Genomic DNA, 15980 nt, shown 5'->3' with positions numbered 1-15980 from the left:
GTGTCATGCGGCCTATGGACGTGAGGGGCGCGAAAACTGCGCGCGCGGCTTGACATCCTGCCGAAGGAAGGGGACGAACCGATGAGAAAAAGGGGAGCCTCATGTCTGAGCAGAAGAAGATATTGCGCGCGTTGGCTGGTGAAACACTGGACACGCCACCGATCTGGATGATGCGTCAGGCGGGGCGATATCTGCCCGAGTACCGCGCCACGCGGGCGCAGGCGGGGGATTTCCTGTCGCTGTGTTACAATAGCGAGCTGGCGGCCGAGGTCACGATGCAGCCGATCCGGCGCTATGGCTTTGATGCGGCGATTCTGTTCGCCGATATCCTGCTGTTGCCGCAGGCGCTGGGCGCGGATCTGTGGTTCGTGACCGGCGAGGGGCCGCGGCTGTCGACCACGACAACGGCGGACCAACTGGCGGCCCTGACCGGGGGCGATGCGATTCACGAGGTGCTGAACCCGATTTATGACACGGTACGGCGCGTGAAGCGCGACTTGCCGAAGGAAACCACGCTGATCGGGTTCGCGGGTGCGCCGTGGACCGTTGCGACCTATATGATTGCCGGGCGTGGGACGAAGGATCAGGGACCGGCACATGCGCTGAAGGCGGAAAACCGGGCGGTATTCGAGGGGCTGATCGAGCTTCTGACGACCTCGACCGTGGATTACCTGTCGGCGCAGATCGAGGCGGGGGCCGAGGTGGTCAAGCTGTTCGACAGCTGGGCCGGGTCGCTGAAGGGCGAAGATTTTGACAAATACGCGCTGGCGCCTGCGAAATACATCATTTCAGAGTTGAAGAAGCGGCATCCGGGCATTCCGGTGATCGCGTTCCCACGCGAGGCGGGCGATAAATATATCGGCTTTGCCAAGGCGACCGGGGCGGATTGCGTGGCGGTGGATGACAGCGTGACGGCCGAATGGGCGGCAGAACATGTGCAGGTCGATGGCTGCGTGCAGGGCAACCTGAAGTCATCGCATATGGTCACCGGCGGGCAGGCTTTGGTCGATGAGACCCGCCGGATTGTCGAGGCATTCCGCAACGGGCCGCATATTTTCAACCTTGGTCACGGCATCACGCCAGACGCTGACCCCGAGAACGTGCAGTTGATGATCGACACGGTGCGCGGCTGCTGAATTAGTCGGGCAGGACCTTGCCGGGATTGAGAATTCCGTTGGGGTCCAGCGCCGTCTTGATCGCCCGCATCGCCATCAGCGCGACCGGGTTCTTGCGCCGCCGCATCGAGGGCAGTTTCGAGGTGCCGATGCCGTGTTCGGCGGAGAAGCTGCCGCCAAGCTCAAGGACGACATCCTCGACCGCCTCCATGATGGCGTCGTGCACCACGGGGTCGAGGCTTGTTGGCCAGACGGTGTAATGCACATTGCCGTCGCCCAGATGCGCCACGGTGATGGCTGTTGCGCCCGCGTCCAGCGCGGGCATGCGGGCTTCGATCTGTTCAAGGAAAAGCGCGACTTTGTCGATCGGCACGGCGATGTCGTTGTTCACGATCGGGCTGTGGGCGAGGGCGATCTCGGCGGCGACCTCGCGGCGTTGCCACATCTCGGCGCGCTGGGCGTGGTTGTGGGCCACGACCGCATCGAGAATGCTGCCGTTTTCGAACATGTCGGCCAGCACTTCCTCGAGATAGCTGGCGACGGGGGTTTGGCCATCGGGGCCGACCGTGCAATCGCGGGGCGCTGTGGCGCCGACCTCGACCAGGATATTCACATCAAAGGTCTGATCGAAGGGCGCGCGGGCGTCGGGGAATTTTGCCAGGTGCCCTTCGATATAGGCGCGCGGCATGTATTCAAATGCCTCGACCCCGCCGCCTGTGGCCTCTTGCAGGCGGTTGAGCAGGGTCAGCGCGTCATTCAGCGAGGGAACCGCGACCATGGCGGTGGCATAGGCGCGCGGTTTGGTGTGCAGTTTCAGCACAGCGGCGGTGATGATGCCCAGCGTGCCTTCGGCCCCGATCAGCAGGTGTTTGAGGTTGTAGCCAGAGTTGTCCTTGTGCAGTTCGCTCATCAGGGTCATCACCTCGCCGGTGGGCAGCACGGCTTCGATCCCGAGGACCAGATCGCGGGTGTTGCCATAGCGCAGCACGTTCGAGCCGCCGGCGTTGGTGGACAGGCAGCCGCCGATCATGGCCGAGCCCTTGGCGCCGAATGTCAGCGGGAAAATCAGGTCCTGCGCTTCGGTGGCGTCGTGCAGGGTGGACAGGATCACGCCCGCCTCGACGATCGCGATGCGGGCATCGGGGCGGATGTCGCGGATGGCGTTCATGCGGTCGAGCGACAGCATCACGGCGCCGTCGGCGCGCGTGCCGCCGGTCAGGCCGGTGTTGCCCGAGACGGGCACGATTGGGGTGCCGGTGCGGTTGGCCAGCTTCACGACGGCAGAGACTTGTTCCGTGTTCGCGGGGCGCACAACGGCCAGCGGCTGAAAATGATAGGCGCCGGTCCAGTCCTGGGTCCAGCGGGCGATCTGCTGTCCGGTCAGTACGTGGTCGTCGCCCAGAATTGCGCGCAGCTGTTCAATCATCGTAGTCTCCTCGGTGGTGCGGTCCATCTGTCTGTGGAATGGCGGGGATTGGCAAGGGAGCAAGGGCTTGACGCACCTGTGTCGGGCTGATTATCAGCGCGTTCAGCAGGCGAAACGGCAGACAGGACGGACAATGACACAGCCCCCCGACGCAATCCTGCGACGCAACAGCGGTTTTGACGCGGTCAAGGGCGCGGCGATTGTTCTGGTGGTGCTGGGGCATTGCTGGATCGGGTTGGAGGGCGCGGGGCTGATCCCGGATGAGCGTCTGTTCAGCGCGGTGGAAAACGCGATTTATCTGTTCCACATGCCTGTGTTCTTTTTCGTGTCGGGGCTGTTTTTCAAGGCCGTTGCCGCGCCGGGCGCATTTTTGCGCGGCCGGACAGAGAGCCTTTTGTGGCCGCTGGTCCTGTGGTCCTGGGTCGAGGCGCTGGCGTTGATGGCGGCGGGAGAGGGGCGGGCGCCGGTCGATCTGATCGGGTTGCTGATGTATCCGGCGCCGCCCAAAAGCGTGTTCTGGTTCCTGTGGGCGTTGTTCGTGTTGCAGGTTGTGACATACGCTCTGCACAGGCTGTTCCGCGCCCGGACCGAGCCGGTTCTGATCGTGCTGGCCTTGGCTGCACTGGGGTATTTCGCCATGGGGTTCGATCCCGGTGGTTTGGTGAATGTGCTTGAAAATGCGCCCTATTTTCTGGCGGGGGTGATTTTGGCCAGCCGCAGGGCAGAGCTTCTGGACGGGCGATTTCCGTTGGGGCTGGCGGTGCTTTTGCTGGTCGGCACCGAGGGGTTGGTGTGGATTTGGGGGGCGGTGCCGGTGCCGCCTGCGGGGCAGTTGCTGGCCTTGGCGGCGGTCTTGGGGTTCACGGTTCTGGTCGGGCGCACGGCGGGGGTGCAGCCAGGTGCGGCGCTGGCCTGGTTGGGGCAGCGGACCATGCCGGTGTATCTGACGCATATCATCGTTCTTGCGGTGGTCCGGGTGGTGCTGCTGAAGCTGGGGCAGGAAGGTTTGGCGCTGCATCTGTTGCTTGGTGTTGGCTGCGGGATTGGGCTGCCAGTGCTGCTGGACCAAGTGGTGCAGCGGTTGGGGCTGTCGCGACTGGCAGGGTTTGGCAGCCGTCGCGCAACGTAGGGACGGGCGGTTTTCGGCTGTGGCGGTGGATGCCTCTGGCGGGGACATTTTGAAAATGTGAACCGGGTGGGGCCTCAGGCGAATTGAATGCCGACCGTGCCGAAGCTGCCGAAATCTGCGCTGATTTGCGCGCCGGAGGGGGCTTCGATCGGGCGGATGAAGCTGCCGGACAGGATGATCTGGCCCGCTTCGATCCGCTGGCCGTAGGTGTTCATCCGCCGTGCCAGCCAGACGATCCCTTCGACCGGGTCATTCAGGACGCCTGCGCCCAGTCCGGTTTCTTCGACCTCGGCGTTGCGGCTGACGATGGCGCCGACCCAACGCAGATCGACGGTGTCGATGGCGTGGCGGTGATCCCCCAGAACCAGACCCGCGTTGGCGGCGTTGTCCGAGATCGTATCGGTGATGATCCGCGTCTTGCCAGTTGCCGGGTCGGCCCGCAGGATGCGGGTATCGAGGATTTCAAGCGATGGGGTGACATAGTCGGTTGCCGCGATCACATCGGCCCGCGTGACGGTTTCGCCCGCAAGCGGGGCTTTCATGACGAAGGCGATCTCGGCCTCGACCCGCGGCTGAATGAAGCGGCGGGCGGGAATGGTCGCACCATTGGAGAACAGCATGTCGTCCATCAGCATGCCGCTGTCGGGAATGTCGATGTTGAGCGATTGTTGCATGGCCTTGGATGTCAGGCCGATTTTCCAGCCGATCACCTTGTGGCCCGCGCGTTTGCGCCGCGCGATCAGGGCGGCCTGCACGGCGTAAGCGTCGTCCATGCTCATCCCCGGATAGGCCAGCGAGAGAAGCCCGATCTGCTGACCGGTTGTTTCGGCTTGAAACAGCGCCTCGGCGGCGGTTTTTGCCTGATCGGGGGTCATGTTTCATCCTCGACGGTGTTGCGCAGGGTGCCGATGCCTTGGGCTTCGACCTCGATCACGTCGCCGGGCACGAGGTAGCGCGGCGGATCAAAGCGCGCGCCGGCCCCGGTGGGGGTGCCGGTGACGATGATGTCGCCCGGAACCAGCGTGGTGAAGGTCGAGATATAGGCGATCTGGCGCGCGACCGGGAACAGCATGCGCCCGGTGCGGTCGTCTTGCCGGACCTCGCCGTTCACGCGGGTGGTCAGCTGCACATCGGTGATCTGATCGGGGCGTTCAAACGGCACGATCCACGGGCCCATGGCGCCGGAGCGGTCCCAGTTCTTGCCCTGTGTGACGTTGAATTTCGCGTGCCGGACCCAGTCGCGCAGAGTGCCTTCGTTGCACAGGGTCAGGGCGGCGATGTGGCTTAGGGCCTGATCTTGGGGGATGCGCCGCCCACCTTTGCCGATGATCACGGCAATTTCGCCTTCATAGTCGAGCTGCGGGGTTTCGGGCGGGCGGATCAGCGGCGCGCCGTGCCCGGTGAAGCTGCGCGGAAAGCGGATGAACAGCGACATGTTGGGGGGGGCGTCCTGCCCGTCTTTGTATTCGGCGTTGCGGTCGGGAAAATTGACGCCGACGCAGATGATTTTTTCGGGGGCGGGAATGGGGATGTCCCAGCTGAAACTGCCCTCGGGGTGGGTCACGGCGCGGCCTGTGGCGGCTTTGGTCAGCGTGGGCAGCGCGTCGGCGGCGATCACTTCGCGCAGGGTTGGCCATTGCGGGAAGTCGGGCGAGAGCGCGACAAAGCCGCCGTCGATCACCGCGCCGTAGAGTTGCTGTTCGTCAGCCGTTACCGTTGCAAAGCGCATCTTTTCCTCTTTCGTCTTGGCCAAATTGGTCGTGCCTGGGCAATCGCCGCCCCGGTCAGGGGGCGATGATTGGTTGAGCGGTCATGGCCGAGGCCACGGGGTCGACCCCGGCAAACAGGCTGCCGTGTTCGAACCAGCTGCGCGGGGCGGGGGCGCCCCAGAGGGTTTGCCGCTGCGGGTCTTTCAGATCCCATTTGATCGGTTCAAGATCGGGATCGACGGTTTGATAGTCCGAACAGTAAATCTCGATCCGGTGACCGTCGGGGTCGAGGATATAGAGGAAGAAGGCGTTGGAGATCCCGTGGCGCCCCGGCCCGCGTTCGATATTGGCCACATAGCCGGTGGTCGCCATCAGATCGAGCAATTCGATGATGTTCAGCGGGGTCGGTACCCAGAAGGCGGTGTGGTGCAGTCGCGGACCCAGCCCGTTGGTGAAGGCCACGTCGTGCACGCCGCCCTTGCGGTGCATCCAGGCGGCCCAGAGTTTCTGGCTGTCTTCGTCTTCGGTGTATTCGGTCGTGCGAAAGCCGATTTCGTTATAGAAGGCCACGCTGGCGTCGACGTCGCTGGTGAACATGTTGAAATGGTCGATCCGCAGGGCTTTGACGCCGTTGTAGAGCTTGTATTGCTGGTGGATTGGTGGGAGCCGGTCCATTTGGACGTAGAATTCCAACGGGATGCCGAAGTTATCGCAGGTGCGCAGGGTGCGGCCCATGAAGGGGCGTTCGACCCATTCGACCGGCAGGCCCTTGGCGGCGAAAAACGCGGCGGCCTTGTCGAGGTCGGGGGTGTCGTAGAGCTTGAACCCCAGCACGCGGGCTTCGGGTTTGTCGGCTTTGCGCAGGGCGATGCAGTGGTGGCCGCGCTCTTCCATCGCGCGCATATACAGGCTTTCGTCATCTTCATAGGTGACTTGCAGGCCCAGCGTATCGACGTAGAACGCGCGGCTGGCGGCCAGATCGGTCACGCCGAATTCCACGTGGCTTAGGCGCACGATGTTGAACGGGGGATAAAGGACGGGGGCGGGGACGGGCATGGTGGTTCCTCCTTACGCGCCAAGTTTCGGGATTGCGTGCTGACCAAGCGCGAGGCCGATGTGTTTTTGTTCCATATAGAACTCGAACGACCAGTCGCCGCCATCGCGCCCGATGCCGCTGGTCTTGACGCCACCGAACGGGGTGGGCAGGTGGCGCACGTTTTCGCTGTTGACCCAGATCATTCCGGCCTCGAGCGCGTTGGTGAAGCGCAGCGCGCGGGTCAGGTCGTTGGTCCAGACATAGCCGGTCAGACCATATGGCACATCGTTGGCGATGGCGAGGGCCTCGGCTTCGGTTTGAAACGTGAGGGTGGTCAGGACGGGGCCGAAGATTTCCTGCTGCGCGATGCGCATGTCATTGGTCGCGTCGGTGAACAGCGTTGGCTTGACGTAGTAGCCGGGTTGATCCAGCGCTGCGCCGCCTGCGGCAATGGTGGCGCCGTCCTGTCGGGCGATGTCGAAATAGCTGCACACCTTGGTGAAGTGGGTTTTGTGGATCAGTGGCCCGACCTCGGTCGTCGGGTCCAGCGGATGGCCGACCTTGATCCGGTTCACGCGTTCAATCAGTTTGGCGGTGAAGGCGTCGGCAATCGGCGCGTGCAGCAACAGGCGGCTGGAGGAGGTGCAGCGTTCGCCGTTCAGAGAGTAGATCATGAAGATCGCGGCATCCAAAGCGCGGTCCAGATCGGCATCGTCGAACACCACGACGGGGTTTTTGCCGCCCAGTTCGAAATGCACACGTTTGAGCGTGTCAGCGCCCTGTTTCATGATCATGCTGCCGGTTTTGGTTTCACCGACAAAGGCGATGGCCTTGATGTCGGGATGTTCGGTCAGGGCGCGGCCGGCATCCTCGCCAAAGCCGTTCACGAGGTTCCAGACGCCGGGGGGCAGGCCGGCCTGTTCGGCGATCTCCATCAGGATGCGGGCGGTGACGGGGCTGAATTCGGCCGGTTTGTGCACCACGGTGCAGCCTGCGGCCAGCGCGGGCGCGATTTTCCAGGTGGAGAGCATGAACGGCGTGTTCCACGGGGTGATCACGCCCACCGGGCCGATCGGCACGCGGGTGGTGATATTCATCAGCGTGGGCGAGGGCAGGTGCTGCCCGTCGCGCGCGGCGGTGGCCTTGTCGGCGAAGAACCGGAAGTTTGCCGCGCCGCGCAGGGCGGCCTTGGACATGAAGCGCAGCGCCTGCCCGGTGTCCCAGCATTCGCACAGTGCGATTTCTTCGGCGCGCGCAACGATGCCGTCGGCGATCTTGTGCAGGATGGCTTTGCGCTGCGCCGCGGGCATATCGCGCCATGCGGGAAAGGCGGCCTTGGCGGCCTGTGCGGCGGCGTCGATATCGGCGGCGCCGGATTGGGCCACGGTGCAGATAAAGGTTTCGTCCACCGGGGAGTGGTTATCGAAGGTCAGGCCGCTTTGGGCGGGCAGGTCTTGCCCGCCGATCCGGTTCAGCACGCCGGTGTCGGCAAACCGCGTCAGATAGCCCGCGAGCGTGTCGATATTGGTGGTCAGGTCGGACATGGTTCAGCCTTTCAGGTGGTCGCGGATCGTGCCGGTTTTGGGCGACAGATCCGGGTCGATATTCCGCATCTCGCAGGACAGCGCCAGCGAGCGGGTTTGCATCACGGGGGCCAGGAAATCCTTGGCGGCGGCGAAGATTGCGGTGGTTGCCTGCTGTCGGGTGTCCAGATCGCGGCCCGCGCGCAGGCGGATGGAGATGTCGATATAGCCGTGCTTGGGGTCGCCGTCGGCGATGCTGACGTGGGTCGCGGCGAAGGCGCGCACGCGCACGCCCGCCAGCGGGAACACACCGGTTTCAATCGCGGTGCGGCGCAGCAGGTCGCACAGGGCCGCGATATCCACCGCATCCTCGAGATTGGCGGAATAGTCGATGATGAAATGCGGCATGTCTCCTCCCCGCAATTGTGATTAACATGTTAAGTAGATGGGGTGGGGGCGTCAAGCCCTGATATTGCCAGCGCGAAAAAACCGGGGCAAACAAAGATATGGATATGAAACCGAACAGCCCGCCCGAGACGAATCGCTCGCTTCCGATTGCGCTGCTGCGCGCGCGCGAAAAGGTCATGGGGCCGATCCGGGCGATGCTGAACGATGTTGGCGTGACCGAGCAGCAGTGGCGTGTGTTGCGGGTGCTGAACGAGCGCGGCACGCTGGACCCGACCGAGATTGCCGAGCGGTCGTGTTTGTTGCTGCCGTCGCTGACGCGGATTTTGCAGACGCTGGAGGGCAAGGTGCTGATCAGCCGCGCGCCGCATCCGACGGATCGGCGCAAGCAGTTGGTGACGATCACCGGGTCGGGTCGGCAGTTGATTGTGGACAACCTGCAGGAAAGTCAGCGGTTGAACCAATGGCTGCGCGACAGTTTTGGTGCGGCCAAGCTGGATGAGTTGCTGGATCTGCTGAACGAGTTGGACGCGTTGGAGCGCGACAGCGGGCGGTAGTGCTTGTGGTGCGGGCAGGTGCCTCCGGCGGGAGTATTTGGGTCAGAAAGAAACCATCAGGGCTGTCCGGGGGGCACGATGCCCTGCGCGACCCATGTGTCGAAGAGTGCCAGGACGGTTTGGCTGAAGTCGGGGTCGTTGATGTGGCAGGGGAGTTCGTGCAGCTGGGTGTTGGCCGGGCAGGTGGTGCGCAGTTCCTCGCAGAAGGCGGATAGCCCTTCGGCGTCGTGCAGCGGGGCGCCGGGGCGGTCCCATTCGTTGCAGCCTTGGGTGGGCAGCAGGAAGGCGGTCGGCCCTTTGGCGGTTGAAAGCTTGGCGGACATGGTGCGGGCGACCTGGCGGCGTTCATCCGCGGTGAGCACGACAGAGGTGAGCAGCCGGTTGTGCGCGTGGCTGGGGCGGTCGGACAGGCGGTCGGGCAGGGGCTGCCAGCCGATCAGGTCGACCAGATCATAGCAGGCTGGGGCGATCATCTGAGGTGTGGCGCTGTTGCCGGCGTTGGTCAGCCTGTCCGCGCCCGCAGAAATGCCCGAGCCCATCAGGTGATTGCCGACTTCCTGCGTGGCGAAATCCATCACGCAGGCAAAGGCGCGTTCGGCGGCGAGCGATTCAAATGCGCGTCCGCCCATGCCGGTGGCGTGGAAGACGGCGACCTCGTAGCCGCGCTGTTCCAGCGCCGGTTTCAGCTGGACCATATAGTGCAGGATGGTTTTGCCGAACGAGGTCATGCCGATCAGGGGTTTGCTGCTGTTTGGCGCTTCGACGGCGCGGGCGGCGCCGAGCACAGCCCCGGCGGCCTGTGACAGCGAGGATTTGCAGACCGAGTTCAGACCATAGAGCCCGCCGGCCCAGAGGATCATCTGAATATCTGCGGCCAGCCGTTCGGGCGGCAGCATGGCCGAGAAAGACACGGTCGAGACGACATATTTCGGCACGCCCAGTGGCAGGGCGCTGCACAGGTCAAGCGCCAGATCGGTGCCCATCGTGCCGCCCAGCACGATTACCCCGTCGATGCGCGCTTGGGCGTGCAGGCGGGCGGCGAGGGCAGCGGCGCCTTTGGCCATGATCTGCATTGCGACGTTTTCATCATTGCTGTCGATCGCGGTCTGGATCGTGCTGCCGCCTGCTTCGGCGACCTGATGTTTGCTGAGGTCGGTGGGGGTTTTGGGATCGCCCAGCACGCTGACATCCATCGACAGGACGGCGCCGCCCTGTGCGCGGATGCGTTCGGCCAGATAGGACAGTTCGTCATCTTTGGTGTCATAGGTGCCAGCGACGAGAATGGTCTTGGGGGCGGTCATATTCGGCCTCTTGTCGGTCGGGGAATCATGGGGTCAGGGCGTGCGCAGGAAGGCTTCGGCCAGCGGCAGGGCCGTTCGGATCGCGCGGGTGCAACGGTCGGCGCCGCCGGGTTCGGCGAGGCGGGGGATGATCCAGCCGGGATAGGTCAGGGCGCGCAGCAGGATGAACAGTTCGAGCTGTTCGGGGTCGACGTGCCGCCGTGTGGCGTAGCCTTCGAGCAATGCGTCGCGCAGGGCGGGGTAATCGGGGGCATCCAGAAAGCGCAGCAGGAAGGTGGCCAGATCGAAGTCACGAAAGCCATAGCCGCCATCGTCGAAGTCGATCAGCGACAGGGTGCCTGCCTCGACCAGAATGTTTTCGCTGAGCGCGTCGGCGTGGATCAGGCCATAGTCGAGATCCGATTCCAGCGCGGCAAGGCAGGCCTCGGCCCGGTCGCGCACGGCCAGCAGGGTGGTGCGCTGTGATTGCGTCAGGTCGGGGTTGTCCCAGAACCGGCCCCAGAGCGGGGTCGCGCCCAGCAGGCCGGCGCGGTTCCAATGCGGGCGGCTGAAACCTGCGGGCGGCTGCCAGGCGTCGCTGAGGTCGTGCAGCATGGCGAAGGTTTGGCCAAGCTGGCGGCAGAATCCGGCGCGGTCGGGGATGCCATCAAGCGTGCCTGCGGTGCCTGCGGGGTGGCCGGGCAGCCATGTCAGCAGATCCACCGGTGTTTCCTCGACCATCTCGATCAGGGTGCCGGACTGCGAGGGGATCGGGCGCGGGACGGTCATGCCGCCGCTGTTCAGCATCGCCATCCATTGCAGTTCCGAGGTCAGCTCGGCCTCGGTACGGTAGCCGGGGCGGTGCAGGCGCAGGGCGAAACGGCCCGCCGGTGTGGTGGCGCGGTAGACGGTATTTTCGCGCCGGGCGGCGAGGGTGATCTGATCCGGGGTGATCCCCCACAGAGCGGCGGCGCGGATGGCTGTTGTATCGCTCATGCGGTTAACGGGGTTTCGGTCAGGACCGCGTCGAGTGCCTCGATCATCTGATCGACGTTTTCGCGGGCAAAGACCATGGGCGGGCGCATTTTCAGCACGTTGTAGTGCACCCCGAGGAAGTTCAGCAGCACGCCGCGCTGGCGCATGCCGTTGGCGACGCGTTTGGTGAAAGCGGTGGCGGGGGCTTTGGTGGCGCGGTCCAGCACCATTTCGGCACCGAAGAACAGCCCCGAGCCGCGCACATCGCCGATGCAGGCGTGGCGGTCTGCAAGCTGTTGCAGCGCGGTTTTGGCATAGGCGCCAACCTCGGCCGCGTTCTGCATCAGGCCTTCGTCGTTGATCACCTGCAAGGTGGCAAGGCAGGCGGCGGTGGAGACCGGATTGCCGCCGAAGGTGTTGAAATAGCCAAAGGCGTTGCGGAAGGCGGCCATTGCATCGTGCCCGGCAATCACCGCGCCGACGGGGTGGCCGTTGGCCATGGGTTTGCCGATGGTGGCAATTTCCGGAACAAAGCCGATTTTCTGGTGGCCCCAGAAGTGGCTGCCAAGGCGGCCGAAACCGGGCTGGACCTCATCTGCGATGATGATGCCGCCAGCGCGGCGCACGGCCTCGACTGCGGGGGTCAGCCAGCCGTGCGGCAGGTCGGGGAAGCCTTCGTTGGCAAAGGCCGGACAGACCACCAGCGCGGAAATGCCGTGGCCTTTGGTCTCGAGCACGGCGATCTGTTTTTCGACCTCGGCGGCGAAGGCGAGGGCGTGCGCCATGCCCGGCTCGCCCCCCAAGGGGCGATAGCTGTCGGGGGCGGGGACGAAGGCGATATTGTCCCAGTAGCCGCCGATCGGTGGTTTGGTGCGCGACAGTTGCGACACCGCCATGGTGTTGCCGTGATAGGTGTGATCGGTGGCGATCACACCGGTTTTGCCGGTCACGGCCTGCGCCATGCGCAGGGCGACGTCGTTGGCCTCGGACCCGGTGCAGGTCATCAGGACGGTATCAAGGCTGTCGTCGAAGGTGGCGGTCAGCGCCTCGGCATAGTTCACGATCCCGTCGTGCAGATACCGGGTGTGGGTGTTCAGCGTTCCGGCCTGTTTACAGATCGCTTCGACCACGCGCGGGTGGCAGTGGCCGACATGCGGCACGTTGTTATAGCAATCAAGGTATTTGCGGCCCTGATCATCCCAGAGCCAGACGCCCTGTCCTTTCACCAGATGCACGGGGTCATCATAGAAGGTGGGCATATTGGGGCCCAGCAGGCGGGCGCGTTTTTCAAGCAGGGTTTCGGTCATAGTTGAATCCAAGCGGTTTTGAGGTCGAGGTACTTATCCATCGCGTGCAGTGATTTGTCATGCCCGTTGCCGGATTGTTTGACGCCGCCCAGCGGCACGGTGTTGTCCGACCCGCCATATGTGTTCACATGCACGATGCCCGCGCGGATGGCGCGGATCATCTTGTGGGCGCGGGGCAGCGATGCTGTCCATACGCCTGCGGATAGTCCGTAGTCGGTGGAATTGGCGATGGTGATCGCTTCGGCGTCAGTGGTGAAGGGGGTGACGGCCAGAACCGGGCCGAAGACCTCTTGCTGCGCGAGGCGGTGATGCGGGGCGACGCCGGTGACAATCGTGGGCTCCATATAGGTGCCGCCGGTGTCTTGCAGGATGCGGTTGCCGCCAAGGGCGAGTGTGGCGCCCTCGGCCACGGCATCGCTGACAAAGCCCAGATTGCCCGCCAGTTGGGTTTCCGAATTGACCGCGCCGATGTGGCTGTTCAGGTCCAGCGGGTCGCCGACTTGCAGCGCCGCCGCGTGATGCGCGACGCGGGCGACGAAATCGTCGTGCACCGAAGCCTCGACCAGCAGGCGCGAGCCAGCGACGCAGACCTGACCGGAGTTGCGGAAGATCCCCATGGCCGAGGTTTTTGCGGCAAGGTCCAGATCAGGCGCGTCGGCGAAGACCACGTTGGGGGATTTGCCGCCCAGTTCCAGATAGACCCGTTTCAGGTTGGAGCGCGCGGAATATTCCAGCAATCGCCGACCGGTGGCGCCTGAGCCGGTGAAGACCAGCACATCGACATCCATCGACAGCGCCAGTGCTTCGCCGGTTATATGCCCCGGTCCGGTGACGACGTTCAGCACGCCGTCGGGCAGGCCAGCCTCGGCGCAGATGTCTGCCAGACGCAGCAACGAGAGCGAGGCGGTTTCGGCGGGTTTCAGCACCACGGAATTGCCCGCCGCCAAGGCCGGGGCCAGTTTCCATGCGCCGATCATCAGCGGGAAATTCCACGGCACAATGGCGCCGACAACGCCCACGGGGTCGCGGTGGATCAGCCCCAGAACATTGGGGGCGGTGGGGGCAATCTCGCCATACACCTTATCCAGCGCCTCGGCGTAATAACGGAAGGTGCCTGCGGCGGACCCGGCCTCGGCCTTGAGGGCCATGTTGATTTCGGTGCCGTTGTCGCGCACGCCCAGAACGGTCAGGGCCAGGGCTTCGGCCTCGATCAGGTCGGCGATTTTGTGCAGCACTTTCTTGCGGCCTGCCGGGGCCATACGCGACCAGCGGCCATCGTCGAACGACGCGCGGGCGGCGGCAACGGCGCGGTCAACATCGGGTGCCGTGGCGCATTCCAGCGTGGTCAGTCTTTGTCCGTCGATCGGTGAGACAACGTCGAGCGGCGTGCCCGAACCGTCTTGCCACGCTCCGTTGATATGAAGTTTTTGCGGCGCAACAGGTGCGCGCCGAAGCGCGTCGATGAGTGTTTGGTCGACCATCTGGCCTCCTTGATTAGTTTGTGATCCAGCCAGACGCGGCGGATATGCAGGGCCAACACGCCGAGGATCACCAGAAACAGGATCATGGCGATGGGGCGGTCGATGAAATCGAACGGGGTTTTGACGCGGGCCATTCCGGCGCGCAGCTTGACCTCCATGATGCCGCCCAGAACCATGCCGAGGATGATCGGCACGACGGGCAGCGACAGGCGTTTCAGGACGAAGCCCAGAACGCCGAAAACCGTGGCAATCACGCAATCGGTGGCCGAGTTGCGCAAGGAATAGACGCCAACGAAGCTGAGCGTCAGGACACAGACGCCAAGGAACCGGTTGGGGATTTTCACCACCTTGATCAGCTGATTGGTGGCGAACAGAAGGAACACCAGCACCATGACATTCAGGATCAGCAGCGCCAGATAGAGCGCCATGACGAAATCCATCTGGTTCTGGAACAGCTGCGGGCCGGGCACGACGTTGTGGACGTAAAACACCGACAGCATCATCGCGGTCAGCGCCTCGCCGGGGATGCCAAGGGCCAGCAGCGGCACCATGGCGGCGGCGGGCACGGCGTTGTTCGAGGTTTCGGCCGCGATCAGCCCTTCGCTGGAGCCATGGCCGAAATCCTGCGGCCGTTTCGAGGATTTCTGCGCATAGGTGTAGGACATGAATTGCGCCGTAAACTCGCCCACGCCGGGGATCATCCCCATCACCACGCCGAAGCTGGCTGAGACTGCGGCCACGCGCGGGTGGCGCCCGAGTTCGCGCAGGCCCTGAAACAGGCCGCCTTTCAGTTTGGTGATGCGGGTTTTTTCATCCTCGCCCTGCAACAGGAAGAACGCCTGTGACAGGGCAAACAGGCCCAGAACCACCACGATCAGGTTGATCCCGCTGGACAGATAGGATTGATCGAAGGTGTAGCGTTTGGAATATTTCACCGGTTCAAGCCCGATGGTGTTGATGAATATCCCCAGGCAGGCCAGCGCGGCGGCGATCAGGGTCTGGCCGCGGTGGGCGGTGACCACAAGGATGATGCCCAAAAGTGCCGCCAGAAAAATCTCGCGCGAGCCGAACATTGGGGCGATTTTGGCCAGCACCGGGGCGAACAGGATCAGGCAGATGACCGAAAAGATGCCGCCGAAGAACGACGCGGAATAGGCCAGGCTGAGCGCGCGGCGGGCTTCGCCGCGCGTGGTCATCGGAAAACCGTCATAGGTGGTCAGCGCGTTGACTGCGGTGCCGGGGGTATTGATCAGGATCGCCGGGATCGCGCCGCCATACATCGAGCTGCCGTAGATCCCCAGCAGCACGGTCAGCCCTACGATGGGGTCCATCGAGAAGGTGGCGGGCAGCAGGATGGCGATGGCAACGGCGGGGCCAACGCCTGGAATGGCCCCGATCAGAACCCCGCCGACCGAGCCGACCAGCAGCGCCAAGGCCACATCCCAGCGCGCCAGAATATCGAGGCTGGAGAGAAGCAGATCCATATCAGACCCTCAGAAATTCAGGATGAAAAAGTTGCGCATCGCGCCGGGGAGATATTCATAGATCGCCCCGCCGGGGATTCTGACGTGCAGCAGACTTTTGAACAGCACGACGATGGCAAAGCCCAGCCCCGCGCTGATCCACAGCATGCGGCGGTCACGGTAGCCAAGTCGCCAGACCATCAGCGGCATGAACACCAGCGTGGTCGGCAGGTATCCGGCCAGCGGCACCAGCCAGACATAGGCAAGAAACCACAGCGCATATTCCAGAGAGGCCAGCCAGATCCGCGCCTCTTGCCCGTCGGCGCGGGCATAGCGGCGACGCGGCAGGCGCCAGAGGTGCAGCCCGCCAAACAGCACCATGCCGGCAAGGCTGACGGCGGGCCAGAAGCGGGGCTGTGCAAAGAATTTGGTTTTTGCGGCCCATTTGGTCTGCTCGGTGATCTGGCTTAGCAACAGTGCCGAGAGGATCACGAAGCCCAGTGCAAACAGGAGCTGGCCGCTGCGTCTGCCAATGGGGCGGGAGGGGTCTTCGCTGCTCATGTCAGGGAGGTCC

The 15980-nt window shown here is 64.0% G+C and carries 15 protein-coding genes; 3 read left to right on the top strand and 12 right to left on the bottom strand.

The window, feature by feature from the left end; all coding sequences use genetic code 11:
* The first annotated feature begins 101 nt into the window (after window positions 1-101).
* Window positions 102-1136, top strand: coding sequence for a uroporphyrinogen decarboxylase (hemE, locus tag BSF79_RS03790; RefSeq protein WP_090268444.1), 1035 nt, complete (start codon window positions 102-104; stop codon window positions 1134-1136).
* 1 nt (window position 1137) lies between these two features.
* Here the strand turns inward: hemE and BSF79_RS03785 are convergent, their stop codons facing one another.
* Window positions 1138-2541 carry an FAD-binding oxidoreductase gene (locus tag BSF79_RS03785; RefSeq protein WP_090268712.1) on the bottom strand — a complete coding sequence of 468 codons (1404 nt, stop codon included), beginning with the start codon at window positions 2539-2541 and terminating at the stop codon, window positions 1138-1140.
* 133 nt (window positions 2542-2674) lie between these two features.
* Here BSF79_RS03785 and BSF79_RS03780 point away from each other — a divergent pair, with 133 nt between their 5' ends.
* On the top strand, window positions 2675-3670 hold the full coding sequence (locus tag BSF79_RS03780) for an acyltransferase family protein (RefSeq protein ID WP_090268442.1): 996 nt from the start codon (window positions 2675-2677) through the stop codon (window positions 3668-3670).
* A 74-nt stretch (window positions 3671-3744) separates the two neighbouring features.
* Here BSF79_RS03780 and hpaH read toward each other — a convergent pair whose 3' ends face one another.
* The 5 genes from hpaH to BSF79_RS03755 are packed head-to-tail and all read right to left on the bottom strand — an operon-like array spanning window position 3745 to window position 8346.
* Window positions 3745-4545, bottom strand: coding sequence for a 2-oxo-hept-4-ene-1,7-dioate hydratase (gene hpaH, locus BSF79_RS03775; protein WP_090268440.1), 801 nt, complete (start codon window positions 4543-4545; stop codon window positions 3745-3747).
* Complete coding sequence (locus BSF79_RS03770) at window positions 4542-5399, bottom strand: fumarylacetoacetate hydrolase family protein (RefSeq protein ID WP_090268711.1); 858 nt, start codon at window positions 5397-5399, stop codon at window positions 4542-4544. Before BSF79_RS03770 ends, hpaH begins: the two co-directional genes overlap by 4 nt.
* 55 nt (window positions 5400-5454) lie before the next feature.
* Entirely contained in the window at window positions 5455-6435 is a 981-nt protein-coding gene (gene hpaD, locus BSF79_RS03765) for a 3,4-dihydroxyphenylacetate 2,3-dioxygenase (protein ID WP_090268438.1), read from the bottom strand.
* 12 nt (window positions 6436-6447) lie between these two features.
* Complete coding sequence (gene hpaE, locus BSF79_RS03760) at window positions 6448-7959, bottom strand: 5-carboxymethyl-2-hydroxymuconate semialdehyde dehydrogenase (RefSeq protein ID WP_090268436.1); 1512 nt, start codon at window positions 7957-7959, stop codon at window positions 6448-6450.
* 3 nt (window positions 7960-7962) lie between these two features.
* Complete coding sequence (locus BSF79_RS03755) at window positions 7963-8346, bottom strand: 5-carboxymethyl-2-hydroxymuconate Delta-isomerase (protein WP_090268434.1); 384 nt, start codon at window positions 8344-8346, stop codon at window positions 7963-7965.
* A 98-nt stretch (window positions 8347-8444) separates the two neighbouring features.
* On the opposite strand from BSF79_RS03755, the gene hpaR reads away from it, so the two are divergent.
* Window positions 8445-8900 (top strand): homoprotocatechuate degradation operon regulator HpaR, encoded by a 456-nt coding sequence (hpaR, locus tag BSF79_RS03750; RefSeq protein ID WP_342741839.1) that lies wholly within the window; start codon window positions 8445-8447, stop codon window positions 8898-8900.
* 56 nt (window positions 8901-8956) lie between these two features.
* Here hpaR and BSF79_RS03745 read toward each other — a convergent pair whose 3' ends face one another.
* Genes BSF79_RS03745 through BSF79_RS03720 form a run of 6 tightly spaced genes read right to left on the bottom strand, consistent with a single transcriptional unit; the run spans window position 8957 to window position 15967 of the window.
* On the bottom strand, window positions 8957-10201 hold the full coding sequence (locus BSF79_RS03745; RefSeq protein WP_090268432.1) for a Tm-1-like ATP-binding domain-containing protein: 1245 nt from the start codon (window positions 10199-10201) through the stop codon (window positions 8957-8959).
* Window positions 10202-10234: 33 nt separating this feature from the next.
* Window positions 10235-11176 (bottom strand): homoserine kinase, encoded by a 942-nt coding sequence (locus BSF79_RS03740; protein ID WP_090268430.1) that lies wholly within the window; start codon window positions 11174-11176, stop codon window positions 10235-10237.
* On the bottom strand, window positions 11173-12462 hold the full coding sequence (locus tag BSF79_RS03735) for an aspartate aminotransferase family protein (protein WP_090268429.1): 1290 nt from the start codon (window positions 12460-12462) through the stop codon (window positions 11173-11175). The genes BSF79_RS03740 and BSF79_RS03735 overlap by 4 nt, the downstream gene beginning before the upstream one ends.
* Window positions 12459-13826: an aldehyde dehydrogenase family protein gene (locus BSF79_RS03730; RefSeq protein ID WP_245776316.1), complete on the bottom strand. Its 1368-nt coding sequence runs from the start codon at window positions 13824-13826 to the stop codon at window positions 12459-12461. Before BSF79_RS03730 ends, BSF79_RS03735 begins: the two co-directional genes overlap by 4 nt.
* The gene (locus BSF79_RS03725) at window positions 13808-15427 is read right to left on the bottom strand and encodes a tripartite tricarboxylate transporter permease (RefSeq protein WP_090268428.1); all 1620 of its coding nucleotides are present in this window, start codon (window positions 15425-15427) and stop codon (window positions 13808-13810) included. The genes BSF79_RS03730 and BSF79_RS03725 overlap by 19 nt, the downstream gene beginning before the upstream one ends.
* 9 nt (window positions 15428-15436) lie before the next feature.
* Entirely contained in the window at window positions 15437-15967 is a 531-nt protein-coding gene (locus tag BSF79_RS03720; RefSeq protein ID WP_090268426.1) for a tripartite tricarboxylate transporter TctB family protein, read from the bottom strand.
* Between the last annotated feature and the right edge of the window lie 13 nt (window positions 15968-15980).

This window comes from Thalassovita taeanensis (assembly GCF_900110775.1).
Classification (GTDB): Bacteria; Pseudomonadota; Alphaproteobacteria; order Rhodobacterales; family Rhodobacteraceae; genus Litorimicrobium; species Litorimicrobium taeanense.
The sequence above is the reverse complement of the archived record's forward strand: the minus strand, read 5'-3'. Positions and strand labels throughout refer to the sequence as shown.